The sequence below is a fragment of the Mycetohabitans endofungorum genome (assembly GCF_037477895.1).
Taxonomy (GTDB): domain Bacteria; phylum Pseudomonadota; class Gammaproteobacteria; order Burkholderiales; family Burkholderiaceae; genus Mycetohabitans.
Genome location: NZ_CP132744.1, coordinates 578,575 through 593,785 on the forward strand (window position 1 = coordinate 578,575; position 15,211 = coordinate 593,785).

The following is a 15,211-nucleotide window of genomic DNA, read 5'->3' on the forward strand; positions in this document are numbered from 1 at the left end:
TATGAAACCGATGAGCAAGCTTCCCATCGCCGTGGCCGTTGCCGCGCTGGTATCGGCGTGCACATTCCAGCCGAAGTACGAGCGCCCAGCGCCGCCCGTTGCGTCGACGTTTCCGCAGAGCGGTGTCTATGCGACGCAGCCGCGTGTAGCGCCTGGCCAGCAGGGCGCCAACGGTGTGGCCGCTGCTGATATCGGCTGGCGCGAGTTGTTCAACGATCCGCGCTTGCAGCGACTGATTGAGTTGTCGCTGCACAACAACCGGGATCTCGCGGTCGCGGTCTTGAAGGTGCAGCAGGCCGCCGCGCAGTATCGCGTGACCCGCGCGGACCTGCTTCCAACACTGGACGCGGTAGGCAGCGAGACCAAGACGCGTACGCCGAGGAATTTGTCGTCCTTTGATCGCACGATCAGCAACCAGTATTCGGTTGGTTTGTCGGCGTCATGGGAGATCGACTTCTGGGGCCGCTTGCGTAGCCTAAAGGATCAGGCGCTCGCACAGTACCTGGCGACCGCCCAGGCGCGTAAAGCTGCTGAGATCCTGCTGGTGTCGCAGGTTGCTGACCAATACCTGACGGTATTGGCCGCGGACGAGCAACTCGCGCTCACGCAGCGCACGCTTGATACCGCGAACGCATCGTATAACCTGGCGAAACTGCAGTTCGACACCGGTATCGGCTCCGAACTCGATCTGCGTCAGTCGCAGGGGATCGTCGAGCAGGCGCGTGCCAACCTGCAGGCGCAGCAGCGCGTGCGCGCGCAGGCCGAAAATGCCCTCGTGCTGCTGGTCGGCCAGCCGCTGCCGGAAGACCTGCCGGCCGGCCTGCCGCTGAACGCACAGAGTCTGCTCGCGGACATCCCGGCCGGGCTGCCGTCAGATCTGCTCACGCGCCGTCCGGACGTGATGGAGGCCGAACAGAGGTTGCTGGCGGCCAATGCAAATATCGGCGCCGCGCGTGCCGCGTTCTTCCCGAATATCTCGTTGACCGGCAACTTCGGTACGCTGTCGCCGACACTGGGTGGGCTGTTCAAGCCGGGATCGGCTGCCTGGGGATTTACGCCGAAGATCGATTTGCCGATTTTCGAGGGTGGGTTGAACGTCGCGAATCTGCAATTGGCCGACGTCGGCAAAAAAATTGCGATCGCGCAGTACGAGAAGGCGATCCAAACTGCATTTCGCGAAGTGGCCGATGGCCTGGCCGCGCGCGGCACGTATGATCAGCAAATCCAGTCGCTGGACCGCTATGTGGCCTCGCAGCAACGGCGGCTTGAGCTGTCCGAGTTGCGTTATCGCAATGGCGTTGACAGCTATCTGAATGTGCTGACTGCACAAACCGACCTCTATGGCGCTCAGCAGTCGCTAATTTCGGCGCGGTTGAACCGGCTGACGAATCTCGTCGACCTATATCAATGCCTCGGCGGTGGTTGGCTGCAGCACACCGGCGATACCCCGCGGCCGGCTGACGCGGCGGCGGCGTTGGGTGCGGCGAGCACGCCAGTGACGGTGTCAGCGAGCGACGGTTAAGCGCGATGCGCGTGACGTTCGTTGGCGTCCCGCAGTCGCCCCCAATCGTCCTGGACCGGCTTTCGCAGGACACGGCGGGAGGGCGTTGCGAGTGCGCGCGGTCATGGCTGCGTGCGGTGGCGCGCATTCGCTTCGAAGGAGACTGTCATCTATGAGCGCCGGCCTGAACCCCCACCAACGCTGGCTTGCGTTGATGATACTCTGTCTCGGCGTGCTAATGATCGTGCTCGACACGACGATCGTCAACGTCGCCCTGCCGTCGATCCGTGCCGATCTCGGCTTTACGGAAACCACACTGGTGTGGGTCGTCAACGCCTACATGCTGACCTTCGGTGGTTTCCTGCTGCTGGGCGGACGGCTCGGCGACCTATACGGTCACCGCCGCGTATTCCTGGCCGGCATCACATTCTTCACACTCGCGTCGCTTGCGTGCGGGCTGTCGACGACGCAGCACGCGCTGGTCGCCGCGCGAGCGGTGCAAGGCCTGGGCGGGGCGGTGGTGTCCGCGGTGTCGCTGTCGCTAATCATGAACCTGTTTACCGAAGCGGGCGAGCGCGCGCGCGCGATGGGAGTGTACGGCTTTGTATGCGCCGGCGGTGGCAGCATTGGCGTGCTGCTTGGTGGCTTGCTGACAAGCGTGTTGAGCTGGCACTGGATTTTTCTGGTCAATCTACCGATCGGCATCGCGGTCTATGGGCTGTGCGCGGTATGGCTGCCATCGCGCCGCGCCGACGCGCTGCCGGCACGCGTGGACATCGGCGGCGCCATCACCGTGACCGCCTCGCTGATGTTGGCCGTCTACGCGATCGTGAACGGTAACCAGGCCGGTTGGTTGTCGCACACGACGCTCGGGTTGATCGCATTGGCCGTTGCACTACTTATCGGTTTCATTGTCGTCGAGGCGCGGGTGCGCGCGCCGCTGATGCCGCTCGGGTTGTTCCGCCTGCGCAACATCGCAGTCGCGAATCTGGTCGCCGTGTTGTGGGCCGCAGCCATGTTCGCCTGGTTCTTCCTCTCCGCGCTATATATGCAGCGCGTGCTCGGCTATAACCCACTCGAGGTGGGGCTCGCGTTCCTGCCGGGGAACCTGATCATGGCGTTTTTCTCGCTGGGGTTGTCAGCCCGGCTGATCATGCGCTTCGGAATCCGCCGTCCGCTCGGCGTCGGCTTGCTGGCTGCGGCGCTTGGATTGGCGCTGTTTGCACGCGCGCCGGTGGACGGCGGCTTCCTGCTGGACGTGCTGCCCGGCATGGCGCTGTTGGGCTTGGGCGCGGGCATTGCGTTCAATCCGTTGCTATTGGCCGCAATGGGCGAAGTGGATCCATCCGAATCGGGGCTCGCGTCCGGCGTGGTCAATACGGCGTTCATGATGGGGGGCGCGCTGGGACTGGCCGTGCTGGCCAGCGTCGCGGCGGCACGTACCGACGCGCTGGCCGCGTCCGGCACCGTGGCGCAGGCTGCGCTCAACGCCGGGTATCACGTCGCGTTTGGCATCGGTGCATTATTTGCGTTGTTGGCCGGCGTGCTTGGCTCCACACTGCTGCGCGTCAAGTCGCCCGCGCCCGACGTCCAGTCGGCGCTGACCGATTGATCGCAGCCCGGCCGGACAGGATGCTGCCGCGCTCAGAATGCGTAGCGGCCGACGATGAACAGCAGGTTGCCCGCGTTGATGCTGCCCAAGTGCGGTATGAACGTACCCATCACCGAAGCGCGCCGGTATGTATCGGATTGACGCGACCGGCGTCGCGAGTGGGAACGGCACGTAGTGCAGCACGTCGCTGCGTGCAGTGATGGCTGCGATGAAGCCCCCGCCGGCCGCCCAGCATGAGCCGTGGTGAACCACTGCCGCGAATAGCCGGCTATGGACTCGACATGGCATAGCAGGTCGATGGCCGCCGATGTTGTGCTGATCGTTGGTTGGCCACAAGTAATGTGAGCCGCCGCTGACGAACCGAGCGTTGGGCCGATGATGGCTAGCAGGGCGGGATGTCGATTGCAAGTCGTTACAGCGGGCGCCGCCACCGTACCAACAGGCTGGCGCCGTACGCGATGGCGGACAGCGAGGTGATCCAGAAGCTCGTCGGCCAGTCGGTGTAGAACGCCAGCGTGATGCCGCTCCATGCCTGCGCGAGCGCAAGCAGGGCCGCACACGCGACGCCGGCGCCGATCCGCGTGGTGAGATTCTGCGCGGCAGCGGCCGGCCCTACCATTAGCGTGAATACGAGCAGCACGCCGACGATTTGTGTGCATTGCGCGACCGCGATGGCGACAACCGCCAGGAACAGCACCGATACGGCGCGCAGCGACACGCCTTTGGCCTCAGCTAACTCGGGCTGCAGGCTCGAGAAAATCAGCGGCCGTGCGATTGCCGCTAACGCGGTAAGGGCCAGCAGCGCCAGCCAGGCGAGCGATGCCAGCACGCTGGTGCTCACGCCCAGCACGTTGCCGAACAACAGCGTGGTGACCTGCGTCGCATAGGCAGTGAAGAAATGCAGGAACAGCAAGCCGGCGCCGAGCGACAACGACAGCGTGATACCGATGGCGACGTCGCGTCCAGACAGGCGTTCGCCGAGTGCGCCCATCGCAATGCCGGCCGCGACCGTGAAGCCGATCATGCCCCACAGCGGCGAGACGCCGAGCAGCGCGGCGCCGGTGGCGCCGGTGAAGCCGACATGCGACAGCGCATGTCCCGCAAAGGTCTGCTGGCGCATCACCAGAAAGAAGCCGACGATGCCGGCGACGATCGCGACGATACCGGACGCCGCGAACGCGTTGATCATGAACTCGTATTCAAACATCGTGTGTTCCGCGGCGCGCGAGGGGGTGGTCGGGCTGGCGTGCCATCGACAGGTGATCAGAGCCAGGGTCCGACGCAGCGCTATGCTGATGGCTGTGGCTGTGGCTGTGGCTGTGGCTGTGGCTGTGGCTGTGGCCGCCGTCATCTTCGTGCGCGTGATCGCGCTTCTCGATTTCCACGCCGCCGGACATCACAAAGATCCGTCCGGCAAGTCGCATGACGTCGATCGGCGCGCCATATAACCGTGACAGTACCGGTGGCGTGATGACCTCGTCGACGGTGCCGAGCGCGGCGCGGCCGTTGCCCAGGTAGAGCACGCGGTCGATCGCGTTGAGTAGTGGATTGAGTTCATGGGCGCTGAACAGCACGGTGATGCCCAATTGGCGCTGTACCCGCCGCACCAACTCGATGACGCCGGCTTGGTGGTTCGGATCCAAGCTGATCAGCGGTTCATCCAGCAATAGTAATCGGGGCTGGCCGAGCAGGCATTGCGCGAGCAGCAGGCGCTGGCGTTCGCCGCCCGACAGTTCGGCGAGGGGCCGATCAGCCAGCGCCGACGCGCCGACGATCGCCAGTGCGTCGTCCACCGCTCGGCGGGTGCGGCTGCGGGCCAGCGTGATTCCCCAGCGGTGCCCGTTGACCGCGCATGCTACAAAGTCCCGGCCGGACAGGCGCCGCGCCGCCGGTGTGCTGCGCACCTGCGGCATGTAGCCGATCGCGGCATTGCCGCGCGTGACGGGCTGCCCGAGCACGCGTAGCGTGCCGCGGGAGGGGGGCACTAGCCCGAGCAGCGCACGCATTAGCGTGGTTTTGCCGGCACCGTTGGGACCCAGTACGCCGATGAACTCGCCGTTGTCCACCGTGAAGCTGACATCGTCGAGCAGGCGGCGTGGGCCCAATTCGAGCGTGACACGATCCAGCTCGATCGCCGGGGCAGTCATTGAGCCTGTCCTTGCAATGCCTTTTCCAAGGCGTCGAGTTGTTCCAGCATCCATTGCCGGTACGTTTTGCCGTCTGGCTCCGTTTCGGTAACGTGCACCGTCGGCACATGTGACTGCTGCGCAATCTTCAGCATCCGTTGGGTCGACGTGTCGCTGGCCTGGCTGTTGTAAATGAGCACCTTCACCTGCTGCGTCCTCAAGTCGCGCTCGAAGGCGGCGACATCGGCCGCGCTGGGCTCCGTCTCGTTCATTGCCGCAAGCTGAAAACGTTCGTTGCGCATCGTCAAGCCGATGGCCTCGGCCATGTAGCCGAACACGGGTTCCGTCGCGGTCACCGGCGCGCCTTGATAACGTTGTTTCAATGCTGCAATTTTCTCATCGATTGGCTTGAGCGAGTCGATAAATTGCGTCAGTCGGATGGCGTAGTCGGCCTTGTGCGCCGGATCCGCCTGTACGAGGAACGCACTGACCGCACGCGCCACCGCCGGCATGGTCGCGGGCAGGTACCACAGGTGCGGATTGTCGCCCGGCTTCTTGCCCACCAGCTCGGCGGCGACGATCTCGGTGCGCGCCTGGCGGTTTGCGCGCGCGCCGGCGAGCAACTTGGGCAGCCATGGATCGTAGTTCGCGCCGTTGTAGACGACCAGTTGCGCGGAGGCGAGCGCGCGCGCGGTTTTGGGGCTGGCTTCGAACAGGTGCGGATCCTGCTCGGGGTTGCTCAGAATGCTGGTGACCGACACATGCGGGCCGCCCAGCGCCTGGACCAGTTCGCCATAGAAGTTTTCGGCTGCGACGACTTGAATCGTCTGGGAGGCCGCAGCGCGTGCGGGTGCGGCGGTCAATAGCGGCAGGCACAGGGCGATCGATGTGGCAACGGTTGCGACAAGGCGTTTCATCAAACGGCTCCGGATAGGTCCGCGACGCGGCGGACCGGGATCGACGAAAGGCCCGCTCCGACAGCGACCGGGCGCGGGCGTGCTGGCGTCATCGCACGAGAATAGATGATATAACATAACAGCGCACCGCCGCCGCTCACCCTCGTATCGGGGGCCGTGGCCAGCGTATTTCGGGGGACGTCGAGGCTGAACAAAACGATGGCTTCTGTTATCGTCCCAAACATGCAAACGATTCTTTCCGTATCCAACCTTTCGAAGACGTATGCGTCTGGGTTTCAGGCGCTGCACGACATCAACCTCGATATCCGGCGTGGCGAAATCTTCGCACTGCTCGGGCCGAACGGCGCGGGCAAGACGACGCTGATCAGCATTATCTGCGGTATCGTCAATCCGAGCGCGGGCCGCGTGACGGTCGACGGCCATGACATCATCACCGATTATCGCGCCGCGCGCGCGACCATTGGGCTGGTGCCGCAAGAGTTGACCACTGACACGTTCGAATCGGTCTGGGGCACGGTCTCGTTCAGCCGCGGCCTGTTCGGCAAGCCGGCCGATCCTGCGCATATCGAAAAAGTGCTCAAGGCGCTGTCGCTCTGGGACAAGAAGGACAACAAGATCCGCACGCTGTCCGGCGGTATGAAGCGGCGCGTGATGATTGCCAAGGCGCTGTCGCACGAGCCGCGTATATTGTTTCTAGATGAGCCGACCGCAGGCGTGGACGTCGAGTTGCGGCGCGACATGTGGCGACTCGTGCGCTCGTTGCGCGACAGCGGCGTGACGATTATCCTGACCACGCACTATATCGATGAAGCGGAGGAGATGGCCGATCGCATCGGCGTGATCCGCAACGGCGAGATCATTCTCGTCGATCAGAAGACCGAGTTGATGCGCAAGCTCGGCAAGAAGCAACTCACGCTGCAACTGCACATGCCGCTGCAGCGCGTCCCGCAGCAGCTTGCTGCATACCGGCTTGAGCTGGCGCGCGGCGGCAACGAGCTAATCTACACTTATGACGAGCGTGCTGAGCACGCGGGTATCATCGAGTTGCTGCGCGCGCTGGATGACGCGAATATCGCGTTCAGGGACTTGCAGACGACGCAAAGCTCGCTGGAGGACATCTTCGTGAGCCTCATGCAAGAGCGCCGCGAACCATCAAGACAGGAGGCGCTGTGATGAACGTGTATGCGATCCGTGCGATCTATCGCTTCGAGATGGCGCGTACCTGGCGCACGCTGATGCAGAGCATCGTGTCGCCAGTGATTTCAACGTCGCTGTATTTCATCGTGTTCGGTGCGGCCATCGGCTCGCGTATCCAGCATGTCAACGGCGTGAGCTACGGGGCATTCATCGTGCCCGGACTGATCATGCTGTCGCTGCTCACGCAAAGCATTTCGAATGCCTCGTTCGGTATCTACTTTCCGCGTTTCACCGGGACGATCTACGAGCTGCTGTCCGCGCCGGTGTCGTATGTCGAGATCGTGATCGGCTATGTTGGTGCGGCCGCGACCAAGTCGATCATGCTGGGACTGATCATTTTCGCGACGGCCCACCTGTTCGTGCCGGTCCAGGTCAACCATCCGGGTTTCATGTTGTTGTTTCTGCTGCTGACCGCGTTCACATTCGCGCTGTTCGGCTTCATCATCGGCGTGTGGGCCGACAACTTCGAGAAGCTACAGGTCGTGCCGTTGCTGATCATCACGCCGCTAACGTTTCTCGGTGGCAGCTTCTATTCGATCGACATGCTGCCGCCGTTTTGGCGCACGGTGGCACTGTTTAACCCAGTCGTGTATCTGGTCAGCGGATTTCGCTGGAGTTTTCAGGGCGAGGCCGAGGTGAGCATCGGCGTCTGCCTGGGCGTGACGATCTCATGCCTGGCGCTGTTTATGGCGATCGTCGCGTGGATCTTCAAGACCGGGTACCGCCTGAAGAGCTGAGCATGCCGGCGCCAGCTTTGCGTGCTTCGCGAATCCGAATCCTGTAGCGAGGCTGCGCGTGGCGTGCCCGCGCACGGCTGGTGCCGGACCAAACCTTGATCATCGAATCCCCGTCGTAAAAATCCGCCGTAGCGTAGCGCGGCGGTAACGGGGCAGGGAATGCCACCGCCGAGGAAATCGACAGTTTGACCGGCAAACTACGAAGATTTGTTTTCCTGAACGGCGGGTGCTGCCAATGCGGTAAGCGCTTCGTTCAGATGACCGAATCCCACGGTGCGGAAAGCCGCATCGCGCAGTTGATGATGCCGACCATCGAGTAGGTCTGTGGGAAGTTGCCCCACATCTCGCCGGTGACCGGGTGCGTGTCTTCTGATAGCAATCCGAGGTGGTTGCGCGCCGCCAGCATCGCTTCGAAGATCGCGCGCGCCTCTTCACGACGGCCAATCCTGGCCAGCGCGTCGATGCGCCAGAATGTGCAGATGTTGAACGCGGTTTCCGGCTTGCCGAAGTCGTCCGGTGCTTCATAGCGCCGCATGTAGGGCCCGTCGCACAGCGAGCGCTCGAGCGCCTCGACAGTGGATACGAAGCGTGGATCCTTCGGGTCGATCATGTTGACTTCGGCCATCAGCAGCACGCTCGCGTCCAGATCCTGGCCGCCGACACTTTCAGCGAACGCGCCGCGCGCCTCATTCCACGCATTATTCAGCAAGTATTCGCGGATCGCGTCGGCGCGCCCGTGCCACAGCATCTCGCGCTCGGGCAGCCCGAGCGTATGCGCGATCTTTGCGAGCCGGTCGCAAGCGGCCCAGTTCATCAGCACCGACGACGTATGGATGCGCGCGCGCGAGCGCAGCTCCCACATGCCGGCATCCGGCTTTGTATAGATTCGATAGGCATTCTCGCCGACGGCTTCTAGGTGCTCGAACTCGAACAGGCCGGCCGGGCGTATTAGGCGCCGGTCATGGAAAGCCTGCGTCGCACCCAGGATGATGTTGCCATACACATCGTGCTGGAAGTGCTCGTGCGCCTGGTTGCCCACGCGCACCGGCGCGTGGTCGCGGTATCCGCCCAAATGCTCGACGATCGACTCCGGCAGCGACGCTTCCAGGCCGATGCCGTACAGCGGTTTGATATGTCCGCCTTGGGAGCGCAGCACGATGTTGCGCAACCAGTGCAGGTAGTCCTCCATCGTGCCGACCTCGGACAGACTGTTCAGCGCACGCACGACGAAGAACGCATCGCGCAGCCAGCAGTAGCGGTAGTCCCAGTTGCGGCTGCTGCTCGGTGCCTCTGGGATGCTGGTGGTCATCGCGGCGATGATCGCACCGGTATCCTCGAACAGCGACAGCTTCAGCGTGATCGCCGCGCGAATCACCGCGTCCTGCCACTCCAGCGGTATCGCGAGCCGGCCAGTCCACGTGCGCCAGTATTGGATCGTGTCCTGCTCGAAATCGCGCGCGGTGTTCTCGATGCCCGTGGCAAGCGTCTCGTCCGGTCCGAGGATGAAGTTAACCTCGCGATCGAGCAGGAACTGCTGTTCTGCGACGATGTAGGACAACGGCGCGTCGGTCGTGAGTCGCAGCGTTTGCGCGGGGCCGACATAGCGGATGTGGTGGCTGCCGTGCGTGATCGCCGGTGGCAGCCGGCCCCAGTCAAAACGCGGGCGCAGCCGTACCGTGATGCGCACCGCGCCTTGCAGCGGCTTCACGCGGCGCACCATCGTCGTGGGGCGGAAATAACGCCCGCGCGAGTAGAAGCGCGGCGCGAAGTCGGTGATCTCGATACCCTGTCCGTTCGTGTCGTACAGGCGCGTGCGTAGCACTGCGGTGTTCGGCTCGTAGAACTGCTCGCCACGCGCATAGTTCTCGAGTTCGATGCTCCACAGGCCGGCGTGGTCCGAGGTGTCGATCAGTGCGTTGAAGACTGGATCGCCATCAAAGCGCGGCAGACAGCTCCAGACAACGCAGCCCATCCTGTCGATCAGCGCGCTGAACGCACAATTGCCGATGACGCCGACATCGAGCGAGCGATGGGAGGCGGCACGGGGGGGGAGCGTCGGAGATGACTCGGTGGAAGACAGGATCATCGCGAAATACCTCAGCGTTCTAAGTTGGGATGGAGCAGGCGCGCCGCGCGCGGCACAGCCATGGCCGCACCGCACACGGCGCGTAGCGTGCAGTCTGCGCCAGCCCCGCGGTGTCGCGCAAGACTGACGGCACGTCGGTTGTGAAATCGACACGCGCGATCGCGATGCGGACCGAGACAGACGGGCTATCCGGTCGTCACAATCGAGCAGGAAGTCGAGGCCGCGCTTGGCACAGCATGGCCGCCGGCCTGCGCGCTGGAGTGTTGATGCACGACATCGGATAGACGACGCTCGCGCGGTCCGCTAGATCGAGCCGACCGAGTCAAACACCGGACCTTGTACGTACCGCACATCGTATTGCTGCAGTAACTCGAACTGCGCTTCGTCCATGACGTGCGTGAAGACCAGCGGGATCTTCAGCCGGCTCGCGTAACTCACCAGTGGCTTGACCACTGCATCGCGCAACGCCGAGCCCGAATTCATTTTAATGAAGTCCAGCCGCGCCATGTCCGACACTGACAGAATTTGGCCGGCATTGGGCAGGTTGCCCGCGACCTTGAAGCCATAACTTTGGTAGCTCTTGGTCAAGTAGCCAAGAAACGTGCGATGCGCGACGGCCATCTCCGGCAGCTCGATGACCACACGCGCCGGATTCAAGCCGAGCGACACGAGCACGGTCGAGAAATGGCGTCCGTGGTCGTACTTGACGCTCTTCAATAACCGTTCATGCACGTTCAGAAATAGCAGGCCGCTGCGCTGCACGCCGAAGAAGTTGATCGCGTGCACAAGCCGCGACAGCCGGTCCAGTGCCACCAGGTCCTGATCATCGACGGTCGAGTCGAACGGATCGCGCACCGGCGCCCGCTCCGCGCCTGCTGACGCGGCCTGTGTCCTCGCCTGGTAGCCGATGTCGTCGCCGAAGCGGTCGGCCGCGTGCGCATCGGCGGCCAACGATTGCGCAAAGCCCCGCGAGCCCACGTCAAAGATCGGCTGGTACTGGCTGGTCAACTCCAGGCCATTGTGTCGGCCGCGCGCCGTTGCACCTGCGTGTAGCAACACGCGCTTGGCGAAGTAAGGATGGCGTACCGCGGCGGCGACGAGTGCAGGAAGGGACGGCGGAATCATTATCGAAATAGTAGCAGTCGCCGCGGCTGTCGCATCGACAAAAATTTGGCTGACGCGGTTGCGCCGAGCGGCATGCCACCGGTCGCACGCCGATGCGCCGGGTGCTTGAAGGTTGCTGATACCGGTGGCTTTCTGTTCGGGCTGGTGAATCGGGCAGTTCACGGCTTTTGTTTAGCCTTGCGTCGCGGCCCGCGCAGCATGCTGTTCCCACAGATGCGCGCAAATGAACATGACGACGCCGGCGAACAGCACGCCGACCAGCGCGTCAGGGCTGATCGTGCGCATCAGCGCGCCGGCAATCATCGGCCCAAAGCAACTCGCCACGCTCCACGATGCACCGATCAACGAGCTGGCGGTGACCAGCGCCGGGCCACGAAAACGTTCGCCGATCGCCGCCAGCGACAACGTGTAGATCCCGCCCGCGGCCGCGCCGAGCACGATTAGCACAGGCCAGCGCAGCCACGGCTGCGCGGCGATCATCGGCAATGTCGGCAGCAGCAGCGCCACGACCAGCGCGGCGCCCAAGTGCACGCGCGCCCGGCCGACGTGATCGGCCAGCCATCCAAGGGCAAACGCGCACACCGTATCGCCGAGCAGGATCGCAGAGCCGAACACGACGGCCAGTTCCGTTGCGACGCCATGGTGGATCGCAAACAGCGGTAGCAGCGACAAGGCTAGTGTATCGAACAGCGCAAAAAAGCCCGCACCGACCACTAGTGCCGGCATGCGGGGTAATACCGTTTGCCAGGCGCCATGAGGTTCATCGTCGGCTGGGCCGATGTCGTGGGCGATGCGCATCATCCACAGCCCCGGCAGCGCTAGCAGGAAGATCGCGCCGCACAATGCAAAACGCCATCCCGGGTAGTCGGCGATCATGCTGACCAGCAGCGGGCCAGCCATCTGGAACAGCGTGAAGTTGGTCGCGTACAGTGCGACGATGCGCCCACGCGATCGATCGTTGGCGAGCTGGTTCACCCAGGCTTCGGTGATCGTGAACAGCAGCATCAAAGCGGCGCCAGCGATCGCCCTCAGAAGCGCCCAGGCAATGAGGTTGACCGTCAACTGCATCGCAAGCGTCGCGATCGACGTTATCCACACCGTGCCGATGATGGCGCGGCGTGCGCCGATACGCGACGTGATGCGTGCTGCGAATGGCACGATCGCGATACCGCCGCCCGCCTGCGCGGCGGTCAGCATGCCGATCACGTGCGAGCCATAGCCGGCTTGCATCAACGCCAGGGCGGTGAGCGGCAACGTGGCGCCGATGCCTAGCCCGACGACGGCAACGCTGACGATTAACGCAAAGAAGTCGCGTGTAAAGATAGCTTTCATTCGTAGTATTATGGGGCCGGCGTACCAATGGCGGCAGGCCCGTTATCGTGGCGCCGCGCCCGCGGGTGATCGCAGCAGGCGGCGCGGGTTGTTCTGGCGCTCAGGAAGGTGTTACGCAGGCCGGCGCGCGCCGCTCCAGATTGTTCCAAGCTGCCAGCCCAAGCGCACCGAGCGCCATCGTGACGCCCAGCGCGTATCCGGACACCAGCATGCCGGCGGCCGGAATCGATACGCGCAGGTCACGCGCCACGTCTATCAGCCATCCCATGATCACGAACTCGGTGGTACCGATGCCGAAGGCGACAATGGCAATAGCGATGAGCGGCAAGGGCATGGGCAGGCTTCGGGGTGGGGAACCGCGGTTCGGGCACGCGGGGTGCGCGTGCCCCGGAGGCCGTGAAACACCATCTTACTGTATCCGGGGAAGCCCTGCTGCCGGACGTCGTCGATGGTGATTTGCCGGCGATTGCGCACCAGTCGTGCGCCGCGCGGCCATCAGCTCATATTGTGCCGCCGTATCGCCCGGCGCCGGCGGCGAACCGCGGGCACCCGTGAGCCCTTCGTCGAGCATGGCTCAATAGCCGCTTGCTTCTTCGCGCATGAGCGCCAGTGCCAGTTCCGGCAGCGACGCGTTGTCATAGGCCGAGCGGCAGTTCGTGCGCAGTGCCGGCCGCGGGTGGCACTGCGCGGGCTGTACGGGAAACGGTACGTTTTTTGTGCGATCAGTGCGGATTGTCAGCGAGTGTTCATCTTGGGCGTGATGTAATGGATGTCATGCCGGACGATGACGCTGCACGCCGCACCCTTGTCACAGTATTCGACGGCTATCACTCTCGTTGTTCGCGAATTCGTATTGGCACTGCCGGTGGAGCCGGATATTTGGCCCGTGCCGCCCTTGCTCGAGTGCGCGGATCGCGACGATGTCGACTACGTGCTCGGACCGGTCTCGCAATGGCATCCCGGCAAGGTTAACGGGATTCGGGCGTTTGTCGATCCGAGCGGCTCGCGGGTGCCGGAGAGGTTGCACGTGGCATGCTTGCTGCATCGCATTTTCCCGTCGAGGTACACGAGCGTGAAGCCGATGCGCTGGCCGAGTGCTGCGGCTATCACGGTGACGCCGAGGAATGCCTATCGCATGCGTCACGGATTGACGCGGCGCCGTGGCGCGCCGGCTGTGGCCTCGTCAGGCGCAGGCGTGGCCGGTCAACTGACGCGCCACTCCCCCGTCGCAAAAGGCCATGGCGCCGCGGGGCGCGATGCCGGTTGCGCTGTGGCGTGCGGACTCTTCGTGCTGTTGGCCGAACCGCTTGGGTTGCCGCGTGTGACCATCGCGTCGGCCGGATGTTGCCGTTCTGGCGTGCCGCGGCCTGCGTTGCACTGCGGTGCAGGGATGCCTTGCTCGGCGTCATAGCCACTGTCGTCGACCTGGCCGTAGTGAGCGCAGACGAACTCGACGAAGGCGCGCGTCTTAGCCGCCATGTATTGCCGCTCCGGGTAGACTACGGACAGCGTGGTCTGACTTTCCAGAATCTCGCAGTCGGGCAATAGCTGGACCAGGCTGCCGCTGGCCACGTCACGCTCGACCACACGCTGCGGCAGCAACGCGATGCCCATGCCGCCGACAGCCGCGGCGCGTAGCATCTGTGCGCTGTTCACCACGTAGATCGGCTCGGGCATCGCCAACTGGTACTCGGCGCCGTGCGCATCGCGCAGATGCCAGAGCCGGCTGCGGTCACTGTGCGATTGCGCTAGCAACGACAGCGCAAGCAGGTCATTGGGCGTTTGCGGCGCGGCGTGCTCGAGCAGGTAATCCGGCGAAGCGACGATCACCGACGCGCACGAACTCAGGATCTGGCTGGAGAGTCCATTACCCGGCGCCACCGCGGCTTGCACTAGACCGACGTCGTAGCTGTCGCCGAGCGCGTCTACGGCCTGGTCACCCAGCGTGACATGTAAGCGAATCCGTGCGTGACGCTGGCGGAACTCTTCGACCAGTCCAATCAATTCGTCGCAAAGCGATGCCGAAGCGGCGACGCGCAATGTGCCGCGAGGCTCGTCGTCACCGTTGACCACGGTTGCTTCGATGAAGTCAAGTTCCTCGAGCAGTCGACGACAACCCTGTAGGTAAACGTATCCTGCCTCCGTTAACGACACGTTGCGTGTCGTGCGATTGATGAGCCGCGTGTTCAGGTGGGCTTCCAATGTCGCGATCGAACGCGTGACCAAGGCATTGGAGACATTCAGTTGCTGTGCCGCGCGCCGAAAACTCTGTGTTTCCGCGACCCGGGTGAACACGCGCATGGCCTGGATCTGATTCATTCTGAGCTCGTGGTCGAGAAAATTACGTTTGACAGCCGATTGTTTTTCCCATATTAAAGTTGCCCGGCCTTCGGTGTTCCGTTGGGGAAATCCATTCGGGATCTCGGACAGTTTATAGAGGATTGCGGAGATCAAGCAAACGGGGCGCGACAAAAATCGACAATTGGTAAGCGGATCGCATCAATGAGTGGACGCACCCGCAGCGCGTAATGCGCTCCGATATCACGTTATTGTCCTCAGTACCGCGGCACTTTCATGC

At 63.5% G+C, this 15,211-nt stretch carries 12 protein-coding genes and 1 pseudogene; 4 read left to right on the plus strand and 9 right to left on the minus strand.

Annotated features, from left to right (window positions below; all coding sequences use genetic code 11):
- Positions 1-10: 10 nt before the first annotated feature.
- Both RA167_RS02630 and RA167_RS02635 read left to right on the plus strand, forming a co-directional pair.
- The gene (locus RA167_RS02630; RefSeq protein ID WP_076787712.1) at positions 11-1,522 is read left to right on the plus strand and encodes an efflux transporter outer membrane subunit; all 1,512 of its coding nucleotides are present in this window, start codon (positions 11-13) and stop codon (positions 1,520-1,522) included.
- A 151-nt stretch (positions 1,523-1,673) separates the two neighbouring features.
- Positions 1,674-3,113 carry an MFS transporter gene (locus RA167_RS02635; RefSeq protein WP_076786164.1) on the plus strand — a complete coding sequence of 480 codons (1,440 nt, stop codon included), beginning with the start codon at positions 1,674-1,676 and terminating at the stop codon, positions 3,111-3,113.
- On the opposite strand, the gene RA167_RS15590 is transcribed toward RA167_RS02635, so the two are convergent.
- The 4 genes from RA167_RS15590 to RA167_RS02650 all read right to left on the minus strand — a co-directional run bounded on the left by RA167_RS15590 (position 3,024) and on the right by RA167_RS02650 (position 6,273).
- Positions 3,024-3,401, minus strand: a complete 378-nt coding sequence (locus tag RA167_RS15590) for a hypothetical protein (RefSeq protein WP_083706026.1) — start codon at positions 3,399-3,401, stop codon at positions 3,024-3,026. The genes RA167_RS02635 and RA167_RS15590 overlap by 90 nt on opposite strands.
- Before the next feature lie 124 nt (positions 3,402-3,525).
- On the minus strand, positions 3,526-4,320 hold the full coding sequence (locus tag RA167_RS02640) for a metal ABC transporter permease (RefSeq protein ID WP_076786166.1): 795 nt from the start codon (positions 4,318-4,320) through the stop codon (positions 3,526-3,528).
- Positions 4,313-5,260 carry a metal ABC transporter ATP-binding protein gene (locus RA167_RS02645; RefSeq protein ID WP_237574341.1) on the minus strand — a complete coding sequence of 316 codons (948 nt, stop codon included), beginning with the start codon at positions 5,258-5,260 and terminating at the stop codon, positions 4,313-4,315. Before RA167_RS02645 ends, RA167_RS02640 begins: the two co-directional genes overlap by 8 nt.
- Positions 5,257-6,273: a metal ABC transporter solute-binding protein gene (locus RA167_RS02650; RefSeq protein WP_370643008.1), complete on the minus strand. Its 1,017-nt coding sequence runs from the start codon at positions 6,271-6,273 to the stop codon at positions 5,257-5,259. The genes RA167_RS02645 and RA167_RS02650 overlap by 4 nt, the downstream gene beginning before the upstream one ends.
- 105 nt (positions 6,274-6,378) lie before the next feature.
- Between RA167_RS02650 and RA167_RS02655 the strand changes: the two genes are divergently transcribed.
- Together RA167_RS02655 and RA167_RS02660 are read left to right on the plus strand one after the other, a co-directional pair.
- Complete coding sequence (locus RA167_RS02655) at positions 6,379-7,329, plus strand: ABC transporter ATP-binding protein (protein WP_076786170.1); 951 nt, start codon at positions 6,379-6,381, stop codon at positions 7,327-7,329.
- Positions 7,329-8,090, plus strand: coding sequence for an ABC transporter permease (locus RA167_RS02660; protein ID WP_076786171.1), 762 nt, complete (start codon positions 7,329-7,331; stop codon positions 8,088-8,090). Before RA167_RS02655 ends, RA167_RS02660 begins: the two co-directional genes overlap by 1 nt.
- Positions 8,091-8,343: 253 nt before the next feature.
- Here RA167_RS02660 and RA167_RS02665 read toward each other — a convergent pair whose 3' ends face one another.
- The 5 genes and pseudogenes from RA167_RS02665 to RA167_RS02685 all read right to left on the minus strand — a co-directional run bounded on the left by RA167_RS02665 (position 8,344) and on the right by RA167_RS02685 (position 14,952).
- On the minus strand, positions 8,344-10,176 hold the full coding sequence (locus RA167_RS02665) for a glycoside hydrolase family 15 protein (RefSeq protein WP_237574340.1): 1,833 nt from the start codon (positions 10,174-10,176) through the stop codon (positions 8,344-8,346).
- A gap of 303 nt (positions 10,177-10,479) precedes the next feature.
- On the minus strand, positions 10,480-11,301 hold the full coding sequence (locus RA167_RS02670; RefSeq protein WP_076787714.1) for an EAL domain-containing protein: 822 nt from the start codon (positions 11,299-11,301) through the stop codon (positions 10,480-10,482).
- 171 nt (positions 11,302-11,472) lie between these two features.
- Positions 11,473-12,633: an MFS transporter gene (locus tag RA167_RS02675; RefSeq protein ID WP_076786173.1), complete on the minus strand. Its 1,161-nt coding sequence runs from the start codon at positions 12,631-12,633 to the stop codon at positions 11,473-11,475.
- A 124-nt stretch (positions 12,634-12,757) separates the two neighbouring features.
- Positions 12,758-12,967: pseudogene (locus tag RA167_RS02680) on the minus strand (MFS transporter); the annotation flags it as partial.
- Positions 12,968-13,836: 869 nt separating this feature from the next.
- Entirely contained in the window at positions 13,837-14,952 is a 1,116-nt protein-coding gene (locus RA167_RS02685) for a LysR family transcriptional regulator (protein ID WP_076786175.1), read from the minus strand.
- Between the last annotated feature and the right edge of the window lie 259 nt (positions 14,953-15,211).

Excerpts from the sequence above, each read along its gene's own strand:
- RA167_RS15590 (WP_083706026.1), bottom strand. The coding sequence starts at position 3,401 with ATGCCATGTCGAGTCCATAGCCGGCTATTCGCGGCAGTGGTTCACCAC.
- RA167_RS02675 (WP_076786173.1), bottom strand. The coding sequence starts at position 12,633 with ATGAAAGCTATCTTTACACGCGACTTCTTTGCGTTAATCGTCAGCGTT.
- RA167_RS02650 (WP_370643008.1), bottom strand. The coding sequence starts at position 6,273 with ATGTTATATCATCTATTCTCGTGCGATGACGCCAGCACGCCCGCGCCC.
- RA167_RS02660 (WP_076786171.1), top strand. The coding sequence starts at position 7,329 with ATGAACGTGTATGCGATCCGTGCGATCTATCGCTTCGAGATGGCGCGT.
- RA167_RS02655 (WP_076786170.1), top strand. The coding sequence starts at position 6,379 with ATGCAAACGATTCTTTCCGTATCCAACCTTTCGAAGACGTATGCGTCT.
- RA167_RS02640 (WP_076786166.1), bottom strand. The coding sequence starts at position 4,320 with ATGTTTGAATACGAGTTCATGATCAACGCGTTCGCGGCGTCCGGTATC.
- RA167_RS02645 (WP_237574341.1), bottom strand. The coding sequence starts at position 5,260 with ATGACTGCCCCGGCGATCGAGCTGGATCGTGTCACGCTCGAATTGGGC.
- RA167_RS02630 (WP_076787712.1), top strand. The coding sequence starts at position 11 with ATGAGCAAGCTTCCCATCGCCGTGGCCGTTGCCGCGCTGGTATCGGCG.
- RA167_RS02670 (WP_076787714.1), bottom strand. The coding sequence starts at position 11,301 with ATGATTCCGCCGTCCCTTCCTGCACTCGTCGCCGCCGCGGTACGCCAT.
- RA167_RS02685 (WP_076786175.1), bottom strand. The coding sequence starts at position 14,952 with ATGAATCAGATCCAGGCCATGCGCGTGTTCACCCGGGTCGCGGAAACA.
- RA167_RS02635 (WP_076786164.1), top strand. The coding sequence starts at position 1,674 with ATGAGCGCCGGCCTGAACCCCCACCAACGCTGGCTTGCGTTGATGATA.
- RA167_RS02665 (WP_237574340.1), bottom strand. The coding sequence starts at position 10,176 with ATGATCCTGTCTTCCACCGAGTCATCTCCGACGCTCCCCCCCCGTGCC.